The organism is Thermanaeromonas sp. DSM 22490 (assembly GCF_056378755.1).
Genome location: NZ_JBJHHE010000016.1, coordinates 1 through 24,750, shown reverse-complemented (window position 1 = coordinate 24,750; position 24,750 = coordinate 1). Strand labels below are relative to the sequence as shown.

Annotated in this window: 23 protein-coding genes and 1 pseudogene; 14 read left to right on the top strand and 10 right to left on the bottom strand. The window is 49.8% G+C overall.

The genetic code is table 11. The features are described from left to right. Positions 1 to 41: 41 nt before the first annotated feature. The 7 genes from xylF to AC1BI1_RS10910 all read right to left on the bottom strand — a co-directional run bounded on the left by xylF (position 42) and on the right by AC1BI1_RS10910 (position 7,771). A complete protein-coding gene (xylF, locus tag AC1BI1_RS10940) occupies positions 42 to 1,124 on the bottom strand; it encodes a D-xylose ABC transporter substrate-binding protein (RefSeq protein WP_476717333.1) in 1,083 nt (360 codons plus the stop codon). Between the two features lie 259 nt (positions 1,125 to 1,383). Beyond that, positions 1,384 to 2,436, bottom strand: a complete 1,053-nt coding sequence (locus AC1BI1_RS10935) for a sugar ABC transporter substrate-binding protein (protein ID WP_476717332.1) — start codon at positions 2,434 to 2,436, stop codon at positions 1,384 to 1,386. Positions 2,437 to 2,471: 35 nt separating this feature from the next. Beyond that, the gene (locus tag AC1BI1_RS10930) at positions 2,472 to 4,052 is read right to left on the bottom strand and encodes a response regulator (RefSeq protein WP_476717331.1); all 1,581 of its coding nucleotides are present in this window, start codon (positions 4,050 to 4,052) and stop codon (positions 2,472 to 2,474) included. Positions 4,053 to 4,120: 68 nt separating this feature from the next. After that, on the bottom strand, positions 4,121 to 5,626 hold the full coding sequence (locus AC1BI1_RS10925) for a sensor histidine kinase (RefSeq protein ID WP_476717330.1): 1,506 nt from the start codon (positions 5,624 to 5,626) through the stop codon (positions 4,121 to 4,123). 4 nt (positions 5,627 to 5,630) lie between these two features. Then, complete coding sequence (locus AC1BI1_RS10920) at positions 5,631 to 6,641, bottom strand: sugar-binding protein (RefSeq protein WP_476717329.1); 1,011 nt, start codon at positions 6,639 to 6,641, stop codon at positions 5,631 to 5,633. Positions 6,642 to 6,769: 128 nt separating this feature from the next. Then, a complete protein-coding gene (locus AC1BI1_RS10915) occupies positions 6,770 to 6,922 on the bottom strand; it encodes an IS3 family transposase (protein WP_476717328.1) in 153 nt (50 codons plus the stop codon). Between the two features lie 81 nt (positions 6,923 to 7,003). Further along, positions 7,004 to 7,771 (bottom strand): sensor domain-containing diguanylate cyclase, encoded by a 768-nt coding sequence (locus AC1BI1_RS10910; RefSeq protein ID WP_476717371.1) that lies wholly within the window; start codon positions 7,769 to 7,771, stop codon positions 7,004 to 7,006. Positions 7,772 to 7,926: 155 nt separating this feature from the next. Here AC1BI1_RS10910 and AC1BI1_RS10905 point away from each other — a divergent pair. After that, positions 7,927 to 8,028, top strand: a pseudogene (locus AC1BI1_RS10905) (ferredoxin); the annotation flags it as partial. Here AC1BI1_RS10905 and AC1BI1_RS10900 read toward each other — a convergent pair. Together AC1BI1_RS10900 and AC1BI1_RS10895 are read right to left on the bottom strand one after the other, a co-directional pair. Continuing rightward, entirely contained in the window at positions 8,014 to 8,946 is a 933-nt protein-coding gene (locus tag AC1BI1_RS10900) for a TIGR01777 family oxidoreductase (RefSeq protein WP_476717327.1), read from the bottom strand. The pseudogene AC1BI1_RS10905 and the gene AC1BI1_RS10900 overlap by 15 nt on opposite strands. Before the next feature lie 84 nt (positions 8,947 to 9,030). Then, complete coding sequence (locus AC1BI1_RS10895) at positions 9,031 to 9,291, bottom strand: hypothetical protein (protein WP_476717326.1); 261 nt, start codon at positions 9,289 to 9,291, stop codon at positions 9,031 to 9,033. A gap of 726 nt (positions 9,292 to 10,017) precedes the next feature. Here AC1BI1_RS10895 and AC1BI1_RS10890 point away from each other — a divergent pair. The 13 genes from AC1BI1_RS10890 to AC1BI1_RS10830 all read left to right on the top strand — a co-directional run bounded on the left by AC1BI1_RS10890 (position 10,018) and on the right by AC1BI1_RS10830 (position 23,668). Further along, entirely contained in the window at positions 10,018 to 10,821 is an 804-nt protein-coding gene (locus tag AC1BI1_RS10890) for a respiratory nitrate reductase subunit gamma (RefSeq protein WP_476717325.1), read from the top strand. After that, the gene (gene dsrK / locus AC1BI1_RS10885) at positions 10,818 to 12,161 is read left to right on the top strand and encodes a sulfate reduction electron transfer complex DsrMKJOP subunit DsrK (RefSeq protein ID WP_476717324.1); all 1,344 of its coding nucleotides are present in this window, start codon (positions 10,818 to 10,820) and stop codon (positions 12,159 to 12,161) included. Before AC1BI1_RS10890 ends, dsrK begins: the two co-directional genes overlap by 4 nt. A gap of 144 nt (positions 12,162 to 12,305) precedes the next feature. Next, entirely contained in the window at positions 12,306 to 12,851 is a 546-nt protein-coding gene (locus AC1BI1_RS10880; protein WP_476717323.1) for a Uma2 family endonuclease, read from the top strand. A 6-nt stretch (positions 12,852 to 12,857) separates the two neighbouring features. After that, positions 12,858 to 13,013, top strand: coding sequence for a hypothetical protein (locus AC1BI1_RS10875; RefSeq protein ID WP_476717322.1), 156 nt, complete (start codon positions 12,858 to 12,860; stop codon positions 13,011 to 13,013). Positions 13,014 to 13,125: 112 nt separating this feature from the next. Beyond that, positions 13,126 to 14,166, top strand: coding sequence for a copper amine oxidase N-terminal domain-containing protein (locus AC1BI1_RS10870; RefSeq protein WP_476717321.1), 1,041 nt, complete (start codon positions 13,126 to 13,128; stop codon positions 14,164 to 14,166). A 414-nt stretch (positions 14,167 to 14,580) separates the two neighbouring features. Then, the gene (locus AC1BI1_RS10865) at positions 14,581 to 14,757 is read left to right on the top strand and encodes a hypothetical protein (RefSeq protein ID WP_476717320.1); all 177 of its coding nucleotides are present in this window, start codon (positions 14,581 to 14,583) and stop codon (positions 14,755 to 14,757) included. 33 nt (positions 14,758 to 14,790) lie between these two features. Beyond that, positions 14,791 to 16,989 (top strand): molybdopterin-dependent oxidoreductase, encoded by a 2,199-nt coding sequence (locus AC1BI1_RS10860; protein WP_476717319.1) that lies wholly within the window; start codon positions 14,791 to 14,793, stop codon positions 16,987 to 16,989. 5 nt (positions 16,990 to 16,994) lie between these two features. Beyond that, a complete protein-coding gene (locus AC1BI1_RS10855; RefSeq protein ID WP_476717318.1) occupies positions 16,995 to 17,558 on the top strand; it encodes a 4Fe-4S dicluster domain-containing protein in 564 nt (187 codons plus the stop codon). Then, positions 17,559 to 18,380 carry a dimethyl sulfoxide reductase anchor subunit family protein gene (locus AC1BI1_RS10850; RefSeq protein WP_476717317.1) on the top strand — a complete coding sequence of 274 codons (822 nt, stop codon included), beginning with the start codon at positions 17,559 to 17,561 and terminating at the stop codon, positions 18,378 to 18,380. It begins immediately after the preceding gene. Positions 18,381 to 18,663: 283 nt separating this feature from the next. Beyond that, the gene (locus AC1BI1_RS10845) at positions 18,664 to 20,643 is read left to right on the top strand and encodes a molybdopterin-containing oxidoreductase family protein (RefSeq protein ID WP_476717316.1); all 1,980 of its coding nucleotides are present in this window, start codon (positions 18,664 to 18,666) and stop codon (positions 20,641 to 20,643) included. Then, positions 20,640 to 21,197, top strand: coding sequence for a 4Fe-4S dicluster domain-containing protein (locus AC1BI1_RS10840; RefSeq protein WP_476717315.1), 558 nt, complete (start codon positions 20,640 to 20,642; stop codon positions 21,195 to 21,197). Before AC1BI1_RS10845 ends, AC1BI1_RS10840 begins: the two co-directional genes overlap by 4 nt. Before the next feature lie 130 nt (positions 21,198 to 21,327). Next, positions 21,328 to 22,515 carry a PucR family transcriptional regulator gene (locus AC1BI1_RS10835; RefSeq protein WP_476717314.1) on the top strand — a complete coding sequence of 396 codons (1,188 nt, stop codon included), beginning with the start codon at positions 21,328 to 21,330 and terminating at the stop codon, positions 22,513 to 22,515. Positions 22,516 to 22,606: 91 nt separating this feature from the next. Further along, complete coding sequence (locus tag AC1BI1_RS10830; RefSeq protein ID WP_476717313.1) at positions 22,607 to 23,668, top strand: tetraprenyl-beta-curcumene synthase family protein; 1,062 nt, start codon at positions 22,607 to 22,609, stop codon at positions 23,666 to 23,668. Here AC1BI1_RS10830 and AC1BI1_RS10825 read toward each other — a convergent pair. Then, entirely contained in the window at positions 23,597 to 24,586 is a 990-nt protein-coding gene (locus AC1BI1_RS10825; RefSeq protein ID WP_476717312.1) for a polyprenyl synthetase family protein, read from the bottom strand. The genes AC1BI1_RS10830 and AC1BI1_RS10825 overlap by 72 nt on opposite strands. Positions 24,587 to 24,750 lie beyond the last annotated feature (164 nt).

Sequence of the window (24,750 nt, the reverse complement as noted above, 5' to 3'; positions counted from 1 at the left end):
AGCCTACTCCCTTGAATTTCTTACCGCTTTACTAAATGAGGTTAGCTACCATATACATCAGACTTCTTAAACCAACCGCTCTCGATAAGAACCTTGTCTAGGTTCTCCTTAGTTACTATTTCCGGCGTTAACAACACAGAGGGTACATCGATTTTGCCATTATTAACTGTTTGGTTAGCCTCCGGCAAGTCCTTGACAGCCTTGCCCTTAGCTAGCTCCACAGCTACCTCCGCTGCCTTTTCAGCTAACTTCCTTACATCCTTAAATACTGTCATGGACTGGGTACCTGCTAAAATCCTCTTGGCTGCAGCTAGCTCAGCATCTTGTCCCGTAATAACCACTTTACCCGCTAGCTTCTGGGCCTGTAAGGCCTGGATTATACCACCTGCTGTACCATCGTTGGGGGCTAAGATAGCATCTACTTTGTTGTTATTGGCAGTGAGGGCGTTTTCAGCTAGTTTTAAAGCTTCTTCCGGTTGCCAATCTTTAATCCATTGATCGAAGGCGATCTTTATGTCCCCCTTATCAGCCAGGGGTTTAATGTACTTCATGGCCCCTTCCCGGAAGAGTCTTGCATTGTTATCTGTAGGAGCTCCTGCAAATATGAAATAGATACCCTTGGGAACCTTTTCCGTTAAAAACTTACCCTGTAGTTCACCTACTTTAACGTTATCAAAAGAAATGTACAGATCCACATCCGCGTTCCTGATGAGCCGGTCATAAGAGATAACCTTGATACCAGCCTTATGCGCCGCAGCAACTAGCGCCGCTGCCGAATCCGCGTTCTGGGGGTCCAGGACTAAGACATCGATACCCTGGGTAATGAGGTTTTCCACTTGGCTGTTCTGCAAGTTCTCATCGTTATTGGCCGCTTGTACCAGGACCTCGGCTCCTAGCTCCTGGGCTTTCTTGACAAAGTAGTCCCTATCCTTGGTGTACCTCTCCTCCCTTAACGTGGGCAGGGAGAAGCCTATCTTGATCTTCTTACCCGTGCTTTGAGCCTGGGACTGGCTGGCAGCACCTGACTCCTGTTGCTTGGTGCCCTTGGAGGAGCTGCATCCAGCTACCACTAGCAAGGCCAAAACAGCCACTGCCATCAAGGCTACTAATTTCCTAAGAGACATAATCACCCTACCTCCTTTTTGTTAAAGTTTTGTTGGGTTTAGGTTATGGTGTCGTTAAGAAAATACCATAAAAAACGTTTCTATCCTCTATACCTTTTTGGGATAGATCTGCATTTTATAGCGGAATTACGTTACACGCTCCTTCTAAATGGGTATTATTTTGGCATAAAAAAAACAGGTCTTAAGACCTGGAAATACTTTTGTGTTTTCCCATACGGCAAGCTGAGCGGACCTTCGCTCATAGGGCAGCTCCCGCGGATCACTTTTTCGGTCTATATCTGTACACGTCCTGGGAAGAATGAAACCCGTCTTTTATCACTGTTTCATCGATATTGTTTTTATCTACGCTTATGGGTTCTATGACATAAGAAGGAACAAAATACTTCCCATCATAAATAGTATCCCTTGTGTCTAGGGTTTCTCCTCTAGCGAGCTTCAAGGCCATCTCCGCCGTCTTTTCCGCCAACTTAGCTATAGGTTTATATACTGTCATAGCCTGAGTTCCTTCTACGATCCTCTGGCAGGCAGCGAGATCCGCGTCCTGTCCAGTTACTAGAGTACTCCCTGCCATCCTATGTTCCGCTAGGGCTTTTATGACACCCCCGGCCAAGCTATCGTTCCCGGCAATTACTGCATCAATCCTTTTGCCGCTTTGGAGTATATCATCTGTAACCTTGAAGGCATATTCCACCATCCAGTTAGGTGCCCATTCCTCGGCGAGGATTTTTATGTTTCCGCTAGCCACTCGCTCCTTTAAAATGCTGTCATATCCCTCTTTTATCATCTTGGTGTTATAATCCGTAGTAGCGCCATTTACTATTAAGTAATTACCCCGGGGTACCCTGTTTACCAGGTATTGGGCCATAAAGCGGCCCACCTTGACATTATCGAAGGATATATATAAGTCTACGTTAGATTCCGTAACCAGCCGATCATAGGAAATCACTTTCACGCCCTGTCGTTTAGCCATCTGGACAGCAGCCGCCGCCTTCTTAAGATCATTAGGTACCAGAATGAGTACCTGGATCTGTTGCTCAAGGAGGTACTTTACCTGTTTTAACTGATCTTCATCATCGTTATTGGCATTTTGCACAAACACTTCCGCCCCTAACTCCTTAAGCTTGGCCATTAAAATATCCCTATCCCTAAGCCACCTTTCCTCTTTTAAAGTCCCCAAGGAAATACCTATCCTAATTTTGCCTTTTTCTTCTTGCAGGGCGGCTGGGCCCGGCTGGGTACACCCTACAAGAACACTTACAAACAAGGATACCAAAAAAAGAAACAACAAGCCCTTCCTTAATTTCCTATACATAATCTCCTCCCCCTTCCTCCGCTGGGAAGCCAAGTTTATGGGAGGCCCAATCTAGTGCGGTACTCGCTGGGTGTTAAGCCGAAAACCTTCTTAAATATCTTGGTAAAATAATTAGGATCCTGGTATCCAACCTGATAGGCCACATCTTTGATGCTTAAGGACGCGTTTTTTAAAAGTTCCTTGGCGTGGCGGATCCTCACCTCCGTGAGATAATCGGAAAAGTTCTGTTGAGTTTTTTCTTTAAATAGCTTGCTGAAATAGTGATAGCTTATATTTACGGCCCGGGCTACCTCATCCAGGGTGATCTCTCTAAAGTAGTTCTCGTTTATAAACTGCAGAGCCTTCTCTATGACTTCGCTTATCTCCTGGGATTTATACAGCCCTATGTCTTTGATAATAGCCTCCAGGTTTTGGAGGAAACGAAGCTTTAACTCCGTGATATCGCTTACGTTTAAGAGCTCAAGGAGCCTCTGTTCCTCCACTACTCTATTGGGGTGGGAGTAGGATACCATCCTCATCAAAACTATCGATAACTCCAGAAGCCGCATCTTTATCTTGGCTTTATCGTTAACATAATTAAGAGTCAACCAGACAAAGATTTCCTCAAATATTGTCTGGGCTCCAGCTACATCTCCCATTAAAACCTTCTCTATAAGCCTTTTTTCTTTATGCAGGGGGTAAAAATCCGGTGGAGCCTCAGGAAGGCTTAAATCCCTGTAGTGGATAATCTTCTCCCCACTGGATAACTTGACCGCTCGGTCGGCTTCTTCGTATGATTTCCAAAAGTTTTCCAACACATAAGGGCTCCCTATCCCTATGCAGTAAAGTAGGTCCACGTCTGCCTTGAACTTATCTATTATATCCTGGGCTATTTCTATGGACTGGTTGCGTAAAGTGTACTGGTCAACGTCTTGGGGAACCGGTACATATACCAGAACCCGGTTAAGCATAAAGGGGCCTACCAGGCACTGGACAGTTGCCTTAGCCGCGTCCCTAAAAAGAAGGCTTAAGTTATACTTGTCCAGGCTGGATTTCAAGTCCTCCCGGTCTTTATCTTCAATGTGGAACAGCATCACATATCCAAAGGCAAGGGGCATCCCAAAAATTTCCTCATAAAAGTGGAGATAACGCAAGCATTGGTTATCAAACAATAAGGAGTATACGAATTCCCCTTCCAGATGAGGGATTATTTTTAAAATCTTTTCTTTAAGCTCTAATTCCTGGAGGAACGCCCGGCGGTTCTGTTCTATAATCTCCCGAGCCTTATTTATAATCTCTATAACTTTATTTTTGTTTATGGGCTTTAAGAGATAATCTAACACCCCCAAATTTATTGCTTCCTTTGCGTAATTAAAGTTTTCATAGGCAGTAATAATAACAAACAAAATAGCAGGGTGCCGTTTCTTTATCTGCCTTATAGCTTCTAGCCCATCTATTCCCGGCATCCGTATATCTATTAAAATGACGTCGGGTTTTAATACTTCCGCCTTTTCTACCGCCTCCCGGCCCGATTTAGCAAAGCCGACTACTGTAGCTCCTTCCGTATATTTGTCTATTATAAACTTTAAAGAATCCAAAACGATCTGCTCGTCATCAGCTATCAACACTTTTACCATAAGCTCGTTCACCCCTCTCAAGGGATTTCTAAACTGCCTCAGTGCCCTTGCCTCTAACTTTGTACAATTCAGCTATCTTCTTTTAAAGGGATTTTTAAAATTACCTTAGTACCCGCACCTTTCTGGCTGTAAATCTCAATGATATCCTGGGCTTCTTCTACATTGTAAAATAGCATCAGCCGGTTTATAACGTTATGCATACCTATACCGCTTACATGTCCTTCCTGGCCATCATCCGCTAGTTCCACCTTAAGGATAGACCGTATTACATGATCTTCCATACCCACGCCGTTATCCTCTACCTCTATGGCCACGTATCCGTCCTTCTTTTTTACTTTCAGGGCAATTTTCCCAGGACCTTCCATCTTTTCTATACCATGAAGGAAAGCGTTTTCCACCACCGGCTGTATTACTGTGCAGGGGATCTCCAAATCTAAAACATTATGGTCAATATCTAGATAAAAATTTATTTTGTCGCCAAACCTAGTTTTGAGGATATACATATACGTTTCTACATGCTTAATCTCATCCCTCAACGTTACCGGTTTGTCCAGGCGTTTAAGGTTATATCTGAAAAGATCCGCCACCTTCTCAATAAACAAAGCTGATTTTTCTGCTCCTTCCATCATAGCCAGCTGGGAAGCAGCGTTCAAAGTGTTAAATAGAAAGTGGGGATTTATCTGGGACTGGAGGGATTTAAGCCTAGCATCCTTCAAAAGATTCTTCATCATAAGGTTTTGCATTTCCTGCTCTTTGAGCCTTTTCTCCATCTCTGCCTGGTACTTGATTTTATCAATATAATTCTTTATACTCACCGCCATCTTGTTGAAAGCCTCAGCCAGTACTCGAACCTCATCTTCCGTTTCCCCCTGGATATTTACCGGATCTACACCAAAGTCCCCCCGGGAAATTCTCTCCGCAGAACGGGAGAGCTCAATAATGGGTCGCGTGATTTTGTAAGTAAAATACACAGCCAGGAGGATACTGGATAGGAGTAACCCGATAATTAGGAAAAAATTAAGGTAGCTTAGCAATACCATGTGGCCCTTGATGCTTTCGTATTTCTGGGAGCCCTCCTGGAGTTTATTATAGAGTAGCTCGTTTATATACGTCTTTATATAACCGGCAATCTTATGGGATTCTGTAAAATGAACCAGGTATACTCCGCCCATACGTCCCCTTTTGGCATTAACTGTAGCGTCTGCTTCTTGCAATAGATTATCCATCATATTCCCGATATCTTTGAGCATCAAGGTATTCTTGTCATAACCCTTTAGTTGGGAAAGTTTGTTAGCCTGTTCCTGTAATTTGTTGTTTAAGTTATAGTATTCTAACAGGGCCTCCGAAGATTTACTTCCCAGATACCTTTCTACAGCGCTCTCCAAGGCGGTAATTTCTGTGTACAAATTGTTTAGATATACGTAATCAATAAAAATATTGGTAAGGCGGGATATAAGGGTCTGGGCGCTATAGTAAGAAGCAAGGCTGGTAAGCCCCAACAGCAGAGTGATTACTAGGTAATATAATAGCATTTTTTTGCGCAAGCCGGTAAACTCCCAGAAATTCCAACCCATGTTCTCACCTGTTCTGGCCAGCTTGTTGGGCTTCCCGGTAGCGGTTTACATTCTCCTTGGTGATGATCTTGACGCCTGTATCAATAAAAGTAGAAGTGTTATCCTTCTCCTTGATCTCTAGAAGAGCCTTTATGCTTTCGTAGCCCATTTTATAGGGATCGTTCATAACTGTACCGTAAATTATACCCCTCTCTATATAGCGCAGGATTTCCGGTGTGTCCCCGTATCCCACTATCTTTATATCCCCTACCCGGTTGAAATCCACGATGGCCTGGGCTACCCCTAGAGTATCCACAGAATCCATACAGTATATGGCATCAATGGAAGGATGATCATTAAGGATAGATTGGCTTATTTCTTCAGCACTCAAAATACCTAATTTAGAGGTGTAAATATCTACAACTTTCATATCCGGGTACTCGCGCAAGGCGTTTAAGAAGCCATTCAATTTTAAGTTCTGGTATATGACGTCCTTTTGGCCATCGTTGCTAACAATTATAGCTATATTAGCTTTGCCACCCGTGGCCTGCACCATTAGCCTCCCGGCCTGTTCACCCAAGACAAAACTATTAGCCCCCACAAAAGCCTTCCTTTTGCTTTCTTTGGCATCATTATCAATAGTTATTACTGGAATACCTCGGGAGTAAGCTTTATCAATCAGGCGGGTAAAATCAGGAGCATAAGAGACGTGGGTTACTATACCATCAACCCTGGCGGTAATAGCCATATCCAGGTATTTTATTTCTTCCTCACTGCTATTAAACCGGGGAGCACTGAACTCCAGGGCCACATTATATTGTCTAGCTGCTTCAGAGGCTCCCCTATATACTTCCCGCCAAAAGGGATCCACTGAATTAGGAGCTACCAAGTAAAAATGATATTTTGGGGGAATATTGTTAAAAAGGGGCTGGGTAACCGGGGAAAAATCCCGGGTCTCAAAAACATAAATCTTAAGTACTAAGCCGAGCGTAAATAAAACCCCCAGACTTATTAGAAATACCCTTGTTGAGCGCATCTTTTTCTCCTTAAAGCAGGATTTTTCTTTTGTACATATGTACATTCGACACGGGTTACCTTTGTCCTGCAAGCCAGAAACGAACCTAACCTGTTTTCTAGGCCACCAAAACCGGGCTGGCCCCCTAATTATGAAGATCGTGCTATAAAAGATTGCGCGCTCATTAATTTGCTCATAAATGCTCTATGAAACTCTTCAGGAGCCATATAGCCTAGGCTACCATGTCTCCTTTTCCGGTTGTGATACTCTATATACCGGAATACTTCAGCATATACCTCCATAAAGTCTGAAACTCATGCCGGCTGTAACATTCCAAACATGATACTAGCGCACTTGCGCCTGTCATTAAGTCGCGGTTACTTTCAGGAACCGCTCCATACACAGTTTCGGCCATTTTCTTTAGCTCTGTAGAGCATGCCGTCTACCCTCTGGGTGATAGTATCTATGGTGTCTCCAGGGCGGTATCCGGTTACCCCGAAACTGGCCGTCACGCGGCCCACACCGGGAATATCCATTTCGCTCAACCGTCGCCGAAGGTCTTCCGCCAGAACAGCGGCCCCCTCTACTGCGGTTTCCGGTAAAAGGATCACGAATTCCTCCCCGCCCCAGCGAGCGAGGCAGTCCGTCTTGCGCAGCCTCTCCTTAAAGGTGGCCACAGTTTTTTTCAGGACCAGGTCACCGGCAGCGTGCCCGAAGCGGTCGTTTATGCTTTTGAAGCGGTCCAGGTCGAACATGATCAGCGAGAAGGGCCGGTCCGTCCGCCGCGCCCGCTCGACCTCCCTCTCCAGCATCTCCACGAAGTAGCGCCGGTTGTAGGCCCCGGTCAGGGGGTCGGTGACCGACATCCGGTAGAGCTCCTCCTCCAGGCGTTTGCGCTCGGAAAGATCCACAAAGGCCTCTACCAGCTTCTCCCCGCTGTCCGTATGCAGACGCCTTACAGTCTTAAGGACCGGAATCTCCAGGCCGTCCTCCCGGCGCAGAAGCCTTTCGGAGCGCTCCATCTCGACGTTTGAGCCGGTTGCGGGGCACTGCCCGGAGCAATGGGGGAAAAACTGCCAGCAGTGCCTGCCGGCTATGTCTTCCGGCGCGGCCCCCATCATGGCCGACGCCTCCAGGTTGGCCTCTTCGATACGGTGGAGGGGGATATGGTAGTTGTTGAAACCGATCAGGAGCCGTGGTATCTATCTCCGGCGGAACCTCAGAACTTTAGCGAAGCGCTACAGGCCAGGCTTCGCTAGGTAGCGGTCCAGTCTGGGAAGGGTAAGTTGACTGGGACGACGAGGGCTTATCGCTCGTGACCGTGGACGAAGTGCCCGAGGATCTGGAGGAATGTGTCCGGGAAGCCGTCGCCTCCTGCCCAAGTGAAGGAAACTCACCTTGTAGTTGAGCCAGATAAGATAAGCAAGTCTTCCAGGGCCCCCGCCAGTTCCGGATAGCTAAACTTATAGCCCTCTTGTAAAACCCGGGCTGGTAACACCCGCTGGCCGGTAAGCAGAAGATTGGCCATTTCCCCTAAGGCCATTTTCAGCACCCATGCCGGTATTCGTAAACTGGAAGGCCGCTTCAGCACTCTACCCAAAATAGAGGTAAATTCCTCCATTCGTACTGGCTGGGGTGCGGTAAGATTTACCGGTCCATCCACGGTTGTACGCTCGAGGACTAGCTGGATAATCCCTACAGCATCAGTTATGTGAATCCAGGAAACCCACTGCCGGCCGCTGCCCAACGAGCCGCCGAGAAACAAACGAAAAGGAAGAACCATACGTGGCAAAACTCCCCCTTCCCTGGCCAGAACCATGCCGGTGCGCAGGGTTACCACCCTAATTCCTAATTCCCTGGCCTGGTTGGCCTCCAGCTCCCAGGCCCGGCATACTTCAGCCAGGAAGTCATGCCCCGGCGGCGAGGCCTCGGTTAGTTCTTCGTCGCCATGGGGGCCATAATAGCCGATTGCCGATCCGCTAATGAATACCCTGGGACGCTGGTTTAGCTTTTGAAAGGACTCTATCAACTCCCGGGTGACACTTAAACGGCTTTGCCTAATAGCCTGTTTTCGCGAAGCAGTCCAACGTCCGGCGCCAATATTTTCTCCGGCCAAGTTGATAACCGCTTCTACACCTTCCAGGGCCTCCCGGGGTACCCTTTCCGCGCCGGGCTGCCACTGGATAAGCTGAACCCCGGAGGGTAGCCTGCCCCTCGCTGCCACAGCATTCCGTGAGACAACGATTGGATCATGACCTGTCTGCAGGAGTTTTGTACAAAGGGAACGTCCTAAAAGGCCTGTACCGCCGGTGATTAGTACTTTCAAAGCCACCCCTCCTTTGAGTTTCCTGAACCTTCAGGACAGCGGTTGATCCATTGGCTTCTTAACTGCAGTCCTGGTATTCAAGCTTTACTTGTCAATATAGTAGAGCCTACCCTGTGCGTCAAAACCCAAGCCCTTTAGAGAGAGGTCATAGGTCCTCGAATTTTCCGCTGGGGGGTTAAATCTAATTATCAGCTTTTCCTCATTTAGCCAATTGAGTTCCCATTCTTCGGCTGGCGCTACCTGGGCAAGGGCCCGGGCTACACTGTCTTTATCCATAGGCTTGTTAAACTCCATGCCTATCTCCGCTTCCTCCGCCGATGCCCAGTACGTACTGAGAGGCCGCATTTTCAAGAGCTAGACACCTGGTCGGTGTTGCCTGCTCATAGTGGCCACGCCCACGGAAATGTGTAACTTCCCATTCCAGATCTTGGTACAACTACTAATCTCCACACACCTTATTACCTTCATCAAATACCTTGGTCTTTTGATGAATGCATCCCTCTACCATGATGAGGAATATCGATATAAACACAATGAGGAAAAATTTCCACCTTATGTTGGATCGGCCAGTATAGTTGGAGATTAACATTTGCGACCAGCTCCTAATGCAGTATAAATATTTAAGGAAAGGGGCTACTTAGGAAAAAGATGGGTCTTAGCCCACTCAACATTCGGCTAAAAAAGCTCAGACCTAAGGGACAGGTTTTCCTCGTTCTAATATATTGAATAAAAATCGACCCACCAATCATCATACACTAATTGCCCATTTTTATATAGGTCAGATCCCACTGTCGTACCCCACGCGCCTGGCGGGTCCCTGCCACTGGATAACCTGAACCCCGGAGTGCCGACAGCCCAGATATCAACCTGTCCCGTTTCATTTCTTCACAATTTCTTTATATTTTTAACACAGACTTGTAACATTTTTCTCCTATACTTAAACAAAAACGATTTTTTTCGGGATATTTAAAGCCTTGCACTCCCCGGAACAAATGGTTTGGGTATTATCCTAACATAATTAACACCCTGCTGACATCATTGCCACCTATAGCAGAAGGAGGAAGAGACAGGATGAATGGAAGCGCCTTATTGATGGCTTTATTAACCTATATAGCCGTCGCAGCATTTCTAGGTGGAATGGTGTGGCACCTATGGTACTGGGCTAGGGCTCCTTTGCCTTTCCGGCTGACAATCTTCCCTGCAGCGAAAAATCAAGGGCAAGCCATTGCCAGGGTAGTGTGGGAGACCCTTACTTTCCGTAGCCTCTGGCATGGTAACAAAGAGGCCTGGGCGTCAGCCTGGTTCTTTCACGCGTTTCTGGCTTTTTGCCTTGTTGGTCATGCCACCGGGATTGCTACCCTGGGCCTCCAGCTTTGCCTGCTAGGCTTTAGTGCTGCCCAGAGCATGGCTTTGTCGCGACTGCTTGGTGCCATCTCGGGTATACTTTTGTTACTAAGCCTGATTTACCTTCTGGGGCGAAGGTTGGCCTTAGCCCATCTGCGGCTCATTTCTCGCCCAGAAGACTACTTTGTCCTGGTTCTGCTCCTGGCCATTGTCATCAGTGGCAACTGGATGCGCTTTTTTAACGAGGTGGAATATGCCGCAGTACATGATTTTCTCGCCGGTCTCTTGACCTTCAAGCCGGTACCACCCCCGACTAATCCCTACTTTATTATTCACTATACCCTGGTTATGTTCCTTTTGTTGTACTTTCCAGTAAGCAAGCTGGTCCATACCTGCGGCTTTTTCTTTACCAGGTGGGCCATCAGCCGCTATTACCCCAGGCAAATACTCCTTGAAGCTGGAACTCAAGGCCCGGGGTATCGACGGTGGTCCCTTAGCCGGTATTCTCCCAGGCAGGTGACTTCGAAATGACGGAAAAGATCCCCGGAGCACCCTATTTAGCGACGGATTTATCCTTTCTGGGAATTGAAATAACACCCCCTGGAGAAAAACAGGATAAAGCCCTGAAATTAATGGAGTTGATGCGCAAGTACCGCCGGACCTTTGCCTTATACATGGAGACTTGTACTAAATGTGGGGCTTGTGCCGAACAGTGCCATTCCTACTTGGGTACAAAGGATACCAATAATATACCGGTGATGCGAGCTGAACTTGCCCGGAAAATCTATAAACGCTATTTCACCTGGGCAGGGAAAGTTCTCGGTAGCTGGGCAGGGGCTGAAGATATAGATGACAAGGTGATTAAAAACTGGTATAAGTATTTTTACCAGTGCAACGAATGTCGACGCTGTGCTGTATTTTGCCCCTTTGGTATCGATACAGCCGAGATAACAATAGCTATGCGCGAGATCCTGGCTTACCTGGGGATGGTACCCAAGTTTATTGCTGAAGTGGCGCAGAATATATATGCTTTTGGTAACAACATGGGTATTTCGAAATTGGCATTGGAGGATATGGTAGCCTTCCTGGAGGAAGAGCTTAAGGAAGAGACAGGCAAGGCGATTCCCATACCTTTGGACCAGCCGGGAGCCGAAGTATTATACAACCCCTCATCGTCGGATTTATTCACTAATACGGACTCCATCATGGGTGTAGCGAAGATGTTTTATGCGGCCGGGGTAAGCTGGACTTTGAGCAGAGATATAATCGAAACGGCCAACTTCGGCCTGTTTTTCCATGAACCCACCCTCAGGGCCCATAACCAACGCCTGATAAATACTGCCAAAAAGCTCAAGGTAAAAAGAATAGTGGCTGGTGAGTGCGGCCATGGCTGGCGGACGTGGCGGATGTTCACGGAAACCATCAATGGCCAAGTGCCTTTTCCCATTGTCCACGTCATCGAAGAGGCCCTGGATTATATCCGCAGCGGCCGAATCAGGGTAAATAAAGAAGCCAATCCAGATCCCGTAACCTATCATGATCCCTGTAATCTTGCCCGGGCCGGGGATCTCATCGAAGAACCGCGGGAAGTACTACGTGCAGTGGTAGTGGATTTTCGTGAGATGACCCCCAACCGGGAAAAAAGCTTCTGCTGCGGCGGGGGTTCAGGACTGCTGATGGATGAGATTTTGGACATCCGCGTCAAGCTAGGTAAAGCTAAAGCGGAGGGAGTGCGAGATACAGGAGCCACCATTCTCTGCGCACCATGTGCCATTTGTAAAGCTCAATTACCGGTTGTAATGAAACACCACCAGGTTGAAATAGCAGTAAAAGGCCTAATGGATCTTGTTGGGAGGGCAATCATTCTTTAAGTTTAGGGGTGGCCTGTACTCTATACCTTATCAAGGCTACCAGGTCGCCACCCAAGGTACGATAAGGTCTTGATCGGCCAGCTTTTAAGCCAGGGAAATAAATGGTACAATACCATTAAAGGAAATGTCCCGGGAGGGATGAACATGGCCGTTAACGAGGTTAAATTTACTTACGAAGACTATTGCCAGCTACCGGAGGACAAAAGGTACGAGCTCATTGGGGGTAAGCTGTATATGGTACCGGCACCAAGTGTCATTCACCAGATGGTTTCCGGGAACCTGGAGTTTATTTTGCGCCAGCATGTGGAAGAGAAAAAAATAGGGATAATTCTGCACTCACCTATTGACGTATATTTAACATCCGAAGATGTCGTCCAGCCAGATATCCTCTTTATCAGCAATGAAAGACGGGCCATCATCACCGAAGCCAATATCAAGGGAGGGCCGGACCTGGTAATTGAAATTCTCTCCCCCTCTACCGCTGAGCGAGATCAGGTAATAAAGAAAAAGTTATATGCTGCCCACCAGGTGCGGGAGATATGGTTTGTCCACCCGGTGGCCCAAACTATCGAAGTTTGCACATTTACTCCCGAAGGAGAAAAAAAAGAGCTCTACACCCGGCGGGGTAAGAAACCTTTTACTTCCACAGTTTTACCCGAATTGGATTTAGATTTAGACCGGGTTTTTTAATTAACTATGGCCGGTAATGCCATAGTCCAGGCTATAGAAGCCATCTGGCAGGCAGCAGCTACATCGGGGGTAGATACCACTAAACTTGAAGAGGCGCGTAAACTACACCGCCAGGCCCAGTGGCGCTGGGATTGGATTTTTGTTCCATTAAATATCCATTAACGTAATTGGTATCTAAATAACTAATACTCTAGAAGAGGTTTGCAGGAACACCTAAAATCGATGCCGAATAAAAGTTGGGAATTGACTGCCAAAGATTAGGGAGGTCTTACGCGTGTATTGCACCCAAAAGCGCTTTCGGCTTTTGGTCCTGCTGATCCTGGGTTTCCTGCTGGCGGGACTTTTCCCCGCCGCTGCCCTAGCCCAGTCAGGAGTTATTACCATCATCATCGACGGCGAAGAGTTAAAGCTACAAGACCCGGCCGTGCTGCAAGATGGCTATGTCGTGGCCCCCGTACGGGCTGTGGCGGAAGCCCTCCAGGCCCGGGTGACCTGGAACGAAGCGACCAATGAAGTAATAATAACGGGGCCACAAACGACCATCAAACTAATCGTGGGCAGTCGAGAAGTATTCAGGGATGGGAAAAGGGTATTCCTGGCCGTGCCCGTAGAGCTCCATAATGACCGCGTTCTGGCACCGGTGCGCTTCCTGGCGGAAGCCCTGGGCGCCAGGGTCTTTTGGAACGGCCTGACCCGGACGGTGGCCATCACCACCCCGCCTCCCGCGGTGCCGGAGCGGGTGTACGCAGCGTCCTTTACCGGGAAACTCGTGATGAGCAACCTGGAAGGCCGCCATTTCGAGCTGGAGACCGGCCAGGGTCGCCTGGTCCTGGTACCGGCAGAGGGGGAACCCTCGGTGGCTCAGGCTCTGGAAAAATACGCTGGCCAGGTGGTTATAGTGGAAGGAGTAATAACCAACGAACCCAACATTTATATGCGTGCTCCCCTGATGCGCGTAAAATCCGTCCTCCCGACTGGTGAGAACGGCAAAACTGCACCCGGCAAGCTTACCGAGTTTACCATCGCCCGGCCCTACCTAGTGGTCAAGGGCCAAAGCTTATCCCGAGTGGAAATTTGGGCCATACCAACAGGTACAGGGATCACAGAGAAGGATTATATCCTCCTCGGCCAGGCCAGTAAGCAATCGGAAACTGCCGGTCAACAGGTCTGGACCTTCCCCATCCCCCGGGAAACCATCCTGGCGACGGAAATCTTTGCCCGGGGCTATGATGAACAAGGCCGGGAGGCGGGTAGAATCTCCCTGCCTATCATCGGAGTTACCGACCTTAATAAAGCCCTGGGGACGGGTGAATAAACACCCGTTTATTATTTTCCTGCTGGATTTTGCTCTGTTTTTCACGCCTTGGAATATTCCCTTACCCTGCAAATTTTCGCTGAATCCATTTCGCGGATATCGAAGACCCTCTCCACTTCCCCTCCGCTCCCACTCCACATCCGCTCTAGTCATAGTGAAAAGGTTTTTCATAAATACTATAAAATTTAGCAGAATCTGCCGCACACCAGAAGCCATAGATGAAAATTTAACTCAAAAACTTCAACGGGCACTCCGAGGGCGAGGCATTACTGTTAATCTTCACCGGGCCTAGTCTTTGTATTTTGCGCAAAAGCACCCGGGCCAAGTTTTGATTTATTTCAAAGGTAGGGGGCCAGGATTTAACGAAATTGTAATAAGACTAGCAAACACAAAGAAAAAAAGGGGGGGGTTGGGGTGAAAAAGAACATAATCTACTGGCTGCTGCTTGTGGTGCTTAGCCTTTTTCTCTTAAGCTGTAGCAGCAATAAAAAAGCCGTGTCCGTTCAAAGCGGCGCAACGGATCCCAATTATCGCGGCGTAATCTATGAAGATAAGCTGGGGGGACCAGATAGCGGCAAGCCCAATATTTAGAGCATCTAAAGCACTTTTCCGGGAGGTGAGCTTATGGGTTATAAAATTTCCCGTCGCTCCTTTTTAAAGGGTCTAGCCGCGGGAGGCGCTTTAGCTGCTGTGGGCGGCCTACATTATGCTCCCCAGGCTAGAGGTGTAGAAGCAGGAGAAGGATTTAAAGTTTTCCGCAATGTCTGTCCTCGTAACTGCTACGATACCTGCAGTATGCTTAGCTATGTAAAAGATGGTGTCTTGCGTAAGGTAACCGGCGATCCCCAAAACACCTTCACCAACGGTCGCCTCTGCGTTAAAGGGTACACGTATACCCGCCGGGTTTATAGCCCCGATCGCTTGAAATATCCTCTAAAACAGGAGCCCCGCGGCTCTGGAAACTGGAAACGGATTTCCTGGGATGAAGCCTTGGATATCATTGCCCGCAAGATTTTGGCCCTCAAGAAAGAGTACGGCAGCACCCTGCCCATTTGCCTTAATAAATACTCCGGCAATTTTGATATTCTCCATTATGGCATTGAAGGCTTCTTTAGCAGCATAGGCTACACTACCCGGGCTTTGGGGACGCCCTGCTGGCCGGCAGGTATAGATGCCCAAACTTTCGATTTCGGCACCCTCTGGAACAACGATCCGGAAGACCTGGTTAATTCCCGTTATATTATCCTTTGGGGGGTTAATCCAGCCTGGACTTCGGTGCACTCCTTCCGCTTTTTGTATAAAGCCCGGGAGAGGGGCGCCAAAATAGTAGTCATCGATCCCATCGTTACCCAGACAGCTTCCAAGGCTGACCTCTATCTCCAGATCAAGCCCAGCACGGACGGCGCCCTGGCCCTAGGTATGGCCCGCCATATTCTGGATAACGGCTGGGTGGATTTAGAATATCTTAAGGCCAATGCCATCGGCTGGGAAGAATTCTTTGACTACCTGCGCCGGGAAGTAACCTTGGACTGGGCCAGCCGCATAACCGGTATTCCTGCCGAAGTTATTGCCAACTTGGCCCGGGAGTATGCCACCACCAAACCGGCAGCCATCTGGATCGGCTACGGCCTGCAGCGCCATACCAATGGGGGACAAAACGTAAGGGCCATCGATGCCTTGGCCGCGATCACCGGCAATGTGGGTAAGAGCGGGGGTGGGGCCCTTTACGGCCACCTGGAGACCTGGGGCTTCAATTATGCGGCTATGACCATGCCTAAGCCGCCGGGTTCGGTAGGAGTGAAAAAACCGGACGGCACCATGTCGGACCGCTTCATCAACATAAACAACTTCGGCGCCGAGCTGCTCAACACCGATAACCCGCCCATCAAGATGCTCTGGATCGCCTGCCGCAATCCTTTATCTCAAGATCCTGAACCCCAGGTACTACAGAAGGCCTTGGAAAATATAGACCTGATAGTAACGGTAGACCATTTCCTCACCCGCACAGCCACCTGGTCGGATATTGTTCTCCCGGCTACGACTCATTTTGAAGAATACGGAGTTAACGCCAGTTATTGGCACTACTGGGTAGGCCTCAACGAAAAGGCCATCGAACCCTATTTTGAAGCCAAAAACGATGTGGAGATCGCCATGATGCTTTCGGCTAAATTAAACGCCCTGGAACCCGGCTCTTGCACTTATCCTACCAGCGGCAATCTGGAGGAATGGGTGGGCAAAGAGTTCAATCAAAAGATGCTGGACCTTCTAGGCATCAAAGATTACCGCGAACTGAAAGAAGGTCCGCGGAAAGCCAAGTTGCCGGCAGCGGCCTGGTCCGACGGGAAATTCCGCACACCGTCCGGTAAGATCGAAATTAAATCCCTGGAAGCCACTAAATACGGGCTTCCGGCCCTGCCCGTCTATGTGCCGGAAAAACAGGCGCCGCCCCAGTACCCCTATCGCTTAATCACGCCCCACTGGCGCCATGGCCTGCATTCCCAGTTCCAGAACATCGACTGGATGATGAATGTAAGCCCTGAGCCCTACGTGGAGATTCATCCTGCTACCGCGAAAGAAAAAGGGATTAACGACGGCGACTGGGTAAAGGTGTATAACGACATCGGCTATGTTATTTTGAAGGCCAGGATTACAGCCACTACAGCACCTGACGTGCTCGTGGCTTACGAAGCATGGTACAAGGATCTCGATTATAATGTCAATTATACCGTGAAAGCGGTGCCCAGTGACATGGGCAAAAAAGCTACGGGGAACCGGGGCCTGGCCTTCCACGACAATTTCGTCAATATAGATAAGGTGAGGTGATATCCTTGGGCAAGCAGCTGGGTTTCTTGGTGGACACGGAAAAGTGTTTAGGCTGTTTTAGCTGTGAAATGGCCTGTAAAAATGAATACCAGACGGAAGTTAAGCCGCGCTGGCGCCGCGTTTACCCGCAGAAGGAAGAAAATCTTCCCTACCCGGAAAGAAACTTCATGTCCCTGGCCTGTAACCATTGCGCTGATCCCCCCTGCCTCAAAGTTTGCCCGGTTAAAGCTTATAGCAAGCGGGAGGATGGTATCGTACTGCAAGAGCATAATCGCTGCATCGGATGCCGTCTATGCACCATGGCCTGCCCTTATGGAGCGCCCCAATATAACGAAAAGGAGCGTAAGGTGGAAAAATGTCAACTTTGTTATCAGAAGATTGACCGCGGTGAGGAACCGGCCTGTGTAGCGGCCTGCCCGGTAGAAGCTTTAAAGATAATCGATCTTAACACCTTTTCTTCTACAGGAACTGTAAAGTCGCTGCCGGGTTTCCCGGACATCAGCATTACCCGACCTTCCATCCGCTTTGTGCCTCCGCGGGTCGGGATACAGATAAGGAGGGACGGTTAAATGGCAACCGGGGAATGGTTCCTGGTACTATTTACGGTGCTTTCCCAAATGGCCGTGGGGTACTTAATTTTTGTAGTGCGACCGGCAGCCGGCCGGCAAAACCCCGTCCTTACCTGGCTGCTGCCAGCAGGGCTTTTAGGCCTCGCTTTGCTGGTCTCCTTAGGGCACCTGGGGCATCCGGAAGGGGCATATCGGGCCCTGTCTAATCTCTCTTCTTCCTGGCTAAGCCGCGAGGTCCTGTTCTTTGCCCTCTCTTTCCTGGCTCTGGTAATAGCTGTTTTAAGCGAAAGGGGGCAAAAGGCGGCGGCAGCCTGCCTAGCGGCTACTTTCGCCTTGGGCACCGGCCTTCTGGGGGTACTGGCCAGTTCCCTTATCTATCTTCTGCCGGCCCGCCCGGCCTGGAATAACTTCCAGACGGTCCTTTCCTTTTTCTTAACTTCCTTCCTGCTGGGTATGTCCCTGGCTGCCTTGGTCAAACAGTATCGACCCGAAGTACCGGTGGGCTTTAGCCCCAGCACCTGCGGCTTTGTTGTTTCCCTTCTTCTCCTTTTAAGCCTTATAAGCAGTATTTCTTATCTCACCTTCCTGGCTGCAGCGGGGCCGGAAGCCCGGATGACCCTTAGTGCCCTCTTGGCCAGCCCTTGGTGGTGGCTTAGAGTAGTAACAGGGTGGCTGGTACCCCTTTCTTTAAGCTACCGGTTGCTCCGGCAAGAAGAGGGTTTGCCCTCTATAACCTTAAGCCTCTTTATTCTCCTGCTGGTGGGTGAGTTTTTGGGCCGGGCCCTTTTCTATGGCACCGCCGTTCCTTTAGGTATAGGGTAGGGGTAAACTGCCCCCTGGCATAAATTTGTACTAATACTAAAGGGATAATCAGCCTCGCCGTCTACGGGCGATTATCCCTTTAATCTTTATCGGAGTTGCTTAACTAGATACCGGCCCCCATCATTGCCAGTAATGGACTCGCATTTAGTGCAATCCATGCGTTTAAAAAGGGTAAGTATGGGAGGCCCTTCATTTTAAAGGGAGCTTTACCGGAGGAGCCGCTGTTATTGTGGGGAAGAAAGGCGTATGTTAGAATATACAAAAAGGGAGTTACAAAAAGCACATGCCGGTCTATCGCTCTGTCTGCCCCTGCAACTGCTATGACGCCTGCGCTATGTTGACTTACGTGGAAGGCGGCAAGATAGTTAAAATCGAAGGCGACCCGCAGCACGGTTTTACCCGCGGTCGCCTCTGCGCCAAGGGTTATGCTTACCTGCGCCGGGTTTATAGCCCGGAGCGTCTGCGATACCCCTTGCGGCAATATCCCCGGGGTTCGGGAAACTGGCAGCGCCTTTCCTGGGATGAAGCTTTGGAAATTATAGCGGAGCAGATGCTGACCATTAAAGAGAAATATGGTAGCACCCTGCCCTTATGCCTTAATAAATACTCGGGCAATTTTGGCTGGCTGCACAATGCAGTGGAAGCCTTTTTCGACAGCCTCGGCGGCACCACCCGGGCCGGTGGCTCCCCCTGCTGGTCGGCCGGGCTGGATGCCTTTCTCCTCGACTTCGGGACCGTGCACAGTCCCGATCCGGAGAAGATGGCCCAGAGCAAGTGCCTTATCCTCTGGGGTACCAACCCGGCCTGGACCTCGGTTCATTCCCTCTCCTTTTTGCAGGAGGCCCGGCGGCAAGGAGCTAAAATTATAGTCATCGATCCCGTTTTCACGCCGACAGCCAGGTGGGCTGACTTATATCTGCAGGTTAAACCCGGCAGCGATGGCGCGCTGGCCTTAGGCGCGGCAGCCTATATATACCAGCATTCCCTTTATGACCGCCATTATGTCGAACATTATACCGTAGGATGGGAGGACTTTAGCCGTCAACTAGCAGCTTTAACCCTGGATTGGGCGGCGGGAGAAACCGGCCTTTTGCCGGAAGCCATAGCTACCCTGGCCGAAATTTACGCTACCACCAGGCCGGCTGCTATTTGGATCGGCTTTGGCCTCCAGCGCCATACCAATGGGGGACAAAACGTGCGGGCCATCAATGCCCTGGCTGCTATAACCGGCCACCTGGATGAAGAGGGCGGGGGTGTTTATTATGCTCACCAGCATACCTGGCCGCAAGGCTTTCAGGTGGAGCCTCCTAAAGACTCTCGGACTCCCAATCGTTACCTGAACATCAATAATTTTGCGGCGGAGATCCTGGCTGCTTCTGATCCTCCAGTAAAGTTTTTATGGGTGTCCTGTCGCAACCCGGTGAGCCAGGAAGCAGGCGCCGGGCGAGTAAGTGAGGCTTTGAATACCCTGGACATGATTGTAACGGTAGATCACTTCCTTACCCCTACGGCCCAGCTCTCAGATATAGTGCTACCAGCCTGTACCCTCTTTGAGGAGTGGGATATTGTTTCCAGCTACTGGCATTACTGGGTGGCCGTCAACGAGCCGGCCATCCCGCCGTGGTTTGAAGCCAAAAGCGACTTGGAGATTGTTTCCGCCCTGGCAGCTAAACTTAACGAGCTGGCTCCGGGGAGCAGCACTTTCCCCACGGATAAAGGGCCTACCGACTGGTTGGATAGTCTTTTTGATGAAAGAATGCAAAATCTCCTGGGAATTGAATCCTGGCAGGAGCTTTTAAAGGGCGCGCGCAAAGCCCGGGTGGAGGCTGCTTTTCCCCGCAAGATCAACTTGGTTTCTCCCGTTTACGTACCTCCCTTATCGCCTCCGCTCCGCTATCCCTTGCGGCTCCTGAGCCCCCACCAGCAGTATGGCCTTAATTCCCAGTTTCAAAATCTGGACTGGCTGCTGGCCATTAATCCTGAACCCTTTTTACTTATCCATCCGGTCACCGCCGAGAAGCGTCATTTACAAGAAGGCGATCTAGCGCGAATATTCAACGACAGAGGGGAAGTTGTCGCCCGGGTGAAAATAGACCCGGGAGTGCCCCAGGATGTGGTGGTGGCTTACGAGGCCTGGTACGGTAAGGGTAATTATAATGTGAATAAGCTAACTTCTCTCCTGCCTACCGACCTGGGTAGCCTCACTACCGGTTTCCCCGGGTGCGCTTTTTATGATTGTTTTGTGGAGGTTGCACGTTTGTGAAGCAGTGGGGTTTCTGGTTGCGCTTGGATCATTGTGTCGGCTGTCGCACCTGCCAGCTGGCTTGCAAGAAGGAAAAAGGCACTGGTAGCAAAATAAACTTGCGCCGGGTAAGGGAGGAAAAAGGACCGGGAGGCGAGCTTTACTTTTTGTCCTTGGCCTGCAATCACTGCAGCAATCCTGAATGCTTCAGGGTCTGCCCGGAAAAAGCCTACTGGAAGCGGCGGGACGGGATAGTGTTACACCTGCCTCGCCGCTGCCAGGGCTGCCGGGCCTGCGTGCAGGCCTGTCCCTATCAGGCTCCCCAATACAACGTAGAGACGCGTAAGGCCGAAAAATGCGATTTCTGCCGCTCCCGTCTGGAACAAGGGTTCCTGCCGGCTTGCGTGGAGGCCTGCCCTACCGAAGCGCTAAATATAATAGTTTGGGAAGAAAGCCCTAGAGGGACAAGTTACTCCCATTGGTTGCCTTCCCTGCTCGTTCCTGCTCTGACCAGGCCTTCCCTGCATTTGAGCTGGGAAAGGAGCACCCGTGCGTTCTGGCGTAGAGTTTTGTAATTTTTACAAAACGAAAGCACTTATTTTGTAGATATTACAAAGCTAGGAATCCGTGAACCCTAGCGCAGTACCATTGAGCCAGAGAACTTTAACCTATAAATACCAAAACAAGTGTGATTGAGGGATAAGCATGGTCAATTTAATGGATCTTATAGACCTAATTGTTAAGGGCGGCAGTTTAGCTCATCTGGTCCAGCGCCTGGCCGGGATATTTAATGCCGGCATTATTGTTACTAATCCCTGGGGAAAAGTTTTGGCCACCAGCGATTCTATGGCTTTCCCTCCAGAAAGATACTTGCCCTTTAGTCTGCGAACCCCACAAACACAAGGCACTTTTGCCCAGTGGTCCTATTTTGCCCAGGCCTTAAACACTGGGGGGACCGTGTACGGCTACCTGCTAATCATAAAGGAGCAAGAACTGCCCGCTGAGATAATTCCCCATATAACTCAGGCAGCCCAAATTATACTCCTCGCTCTGGCTAAAGAACAGGCTGTAGTGGCTACCGAAAGGCGTTATCGTACGGATTTTCTTTACGATCTTCTGTACAATAATTTTGAATCCAAGGAAGCTATGGTAGCCAGAGGACAACTCTGGGGTTGGGATTTAAATCGTCCCCATATGTTAATGGTGATAGAGCTTCAGCTCTTTAGGGATGAAGCTTCGGTCGATTCTGCTACGGTAGAGCAATTTCAGGGTCTTGCTTCCACTGCTGTTTTAGAAAAATATCCCCACGCTATGCTGCTTCCGCGTGGCCAGCAACTGGTCATAATATTGCCGACGCCTGAAGAAGAAAAAGTGGCCCGCCAGAAGCTAACGGAATTATTTGACTACCTCGTTCGTGCGGTGGCCAGATATTTTCCTCCCGGTTCCCTCCTAGGAGGAGTGGGATTGTTTTATCCTTCCGCCAGTGAGCTTTATTTGAGCTTTCAGGAAGCCAAAATTGCCCTGGAAATAGGAAAGCACTTGCGCCGGGAGCAGAGGCTGGTCTTTTTTGCCGACCTCGGTGTAGAAAAGCTCCTTTATCACCTCCCCTCGCCCCTACTGGAGGAATATTGCCAGCAAACTATTGGCAAGCTGGAGGCTTATGATAAAACCCATGGCACTAATTATATAGAGGTGCTAGAAAGTTTCTTCCAGTTTAATGGTGACTTCCAGGCCCTAGCCCAGCACTTCTACTTGCATCCCAACACTCTGCGCTATCGGCTGCAAAAGATCGGGGAGATTTTAGGTTTGGACATGCACTCTCTGGAGAACCAGTTGAATCTGCTGGTAGCTTTAAAAGCCAGAGCCTTTGTTAAACGCTGGAGCAAGGCCTAAGGCTGGCTTAGCTACGCGCAGATGAAGATGGGTACAATACCTGGTAGGGAGATGCATCCGGCATGTTGCCGGCAAGAGGAGACAAGAATTTATGCTGGCAATCTTCGAACACTTGGGGTTAATGTCGCGCTTCCTCTTCCAGGCCTTCCCCGGAGTGGCCAGGGAGCTAAAGGGATGGCGTGAACTGGCTTGCCGTTGTCCTGATCCCGAACTGCGTCGACAGGCGCTGGCTAGCCTGGCTTTAAAACGATTTCACTGCCAGGGGGCGAGCGTTTTTGCCGTATGGGGCGGGGCTGTTCATAAGGAACTCCTCAGGGCCATTGTGGCTTTACAAACAATAAGTGACTACCTGGACAATCTTTGTGACCGGGCCGGAGTCCAGGAAGAAAAAGCCTTCCAGCAATTGCACCATGCTTTCAGAGATGCTCTTACTCCGGGAGCTGCCCTTAAGGATTATTATAAGGACTACCCTTATCAGCAGGACGGCGGGTACCTGACTGCTTTGGTTAAGGCTTGCCAACAGTCCCTTTGGGCCTTACCTTCTTATGCCCAGGTGCAAGAAAAGGTGCGGTGGTTGGCCGACCTTTATTGCCATTTACAGGTAACCAAGCATCTCCCGCTGGACCAACGGGAGATGCGCCTGGTTCAGTGGCTAGATCCCCTGCTTAAAAGTCTGCCGGAGCCACTGAATTGGTGGGAGTTGGCAGCAGCTACCGGGTCCACCCTGGGCATCTTTGCCCTTATGGCCCTAGCGCTTAGGTCCCGGATAACGGGTGAGGAAGTGGAGCAGTTGAGCGGTGCCTATTTCCCCTGGATCGGGGGCTTACATATTTTGCTGGATTATTATATTGATCGCCAGGAAGACCGGGAAGGGCAGGACTTGAACTTTATAACTTATTACAACGATGAAAGGGAGGCGAGGCTTCGTCTGCAGTATTTCTTGCAGCGCTCCCTGGACAGGGCTGTTGCCTTACCAGACCCTGTCTTTCACCTGACAGTGATACGGGGATTACTGGCCCTGTACCTTTCGGACGCCAAAGTGGCTGCTCAAAAGCTAACAGGCCCCCGGAGGCTTCTCCTCTTAAAGGGAGGCTTCACTTCCCGCTACCTCTTTCTGCTCTGCTCCTTCCTGCGCCGGGCCGGAGTAATCTAATTCTTCAATTTTAGCTAGCACCCGGCTAGCCAGCCAGGCCAGCTCATTCCGGGCGGGACAGACAGGTAAACTTTCCAGGGCTGAAAAGGCAAAATTAATTTGCTCCCGGGCACGTTCCCTGGCATACTGGCAGCAGCCTGAGGACCGGGCTGTAACAATTATCTCTTCCATTTCTTCCGGTGTTAGACCCCGGCTTATCTTCTCCCGCCACCGGTCGGCCTGGGGAATAAGTTCGAGGAAGCGCAAAACAGGTAAAGTAATGATCCCCTGAGATAAATCCTGACGGCAGGGTTTGCCCAACTCTTCGGAATGGCCTAAGAGATCCAACAAGTCATCTATCATCTGGTAGGCCAGGCCCAAATGCCAGCCGAAGCGGGCCAAACCCTCCTGCCCTAAGCGTTTAAGGTGGCAGAGAACACCGCCGCAGCGGCAGGCGGCGCTTATAAGAGAAGCGGTCTTTTTGCCGATATGGCTGAGGTAGGCCTGTTCAGTGAGCTCGGAAACACTGCGCTGCTCGATTTCGCCTTCACACATAGTCCGGATGGTAGCAGTGACAATGTTAAGGACAGCCCGGGGGCTTTGGGCTAAGAGCCCGAAGGCGGTGGCAAAGAGATAATCTCCGGTAAGCACCGCAGGGATAGGGCCGTAAAGGGAATGCAGGGCCGGCCGGTGGCGCCGTACGGTCGCCCCATCCAGTATGTCGTCGTGAATTAGGGAAGCAAGATGGACCAGCTCAATAGCGGCAGCCACCCTGTTGACTTCCGCAGGATCATACGGCCCAAACTGGGCGCATATTCGTACCAGGGTAGGCCGCAGGCCCTTACCGCCGGAAAGGACGTGGGCCAGGAGTTGCCGCAGGGGAAGGCTTTCCGTGGCAACAGCCTTAAAAAGGAGTTCTTCCAGATCAGGCCAAACCAAGAAATGTGTAACCTCCTTATGCTATTTTCTTTCTTATTATGGCCTCCAGACTGGTAACAATACGCCCAACCCTAGGCTCGGGTGGCGTATCCCCACCTATGAAAAACCGCAACCCTGATTTTGGATGATTTAGGCTGCAGGAGAGGGTATTTCTGTCATCATTT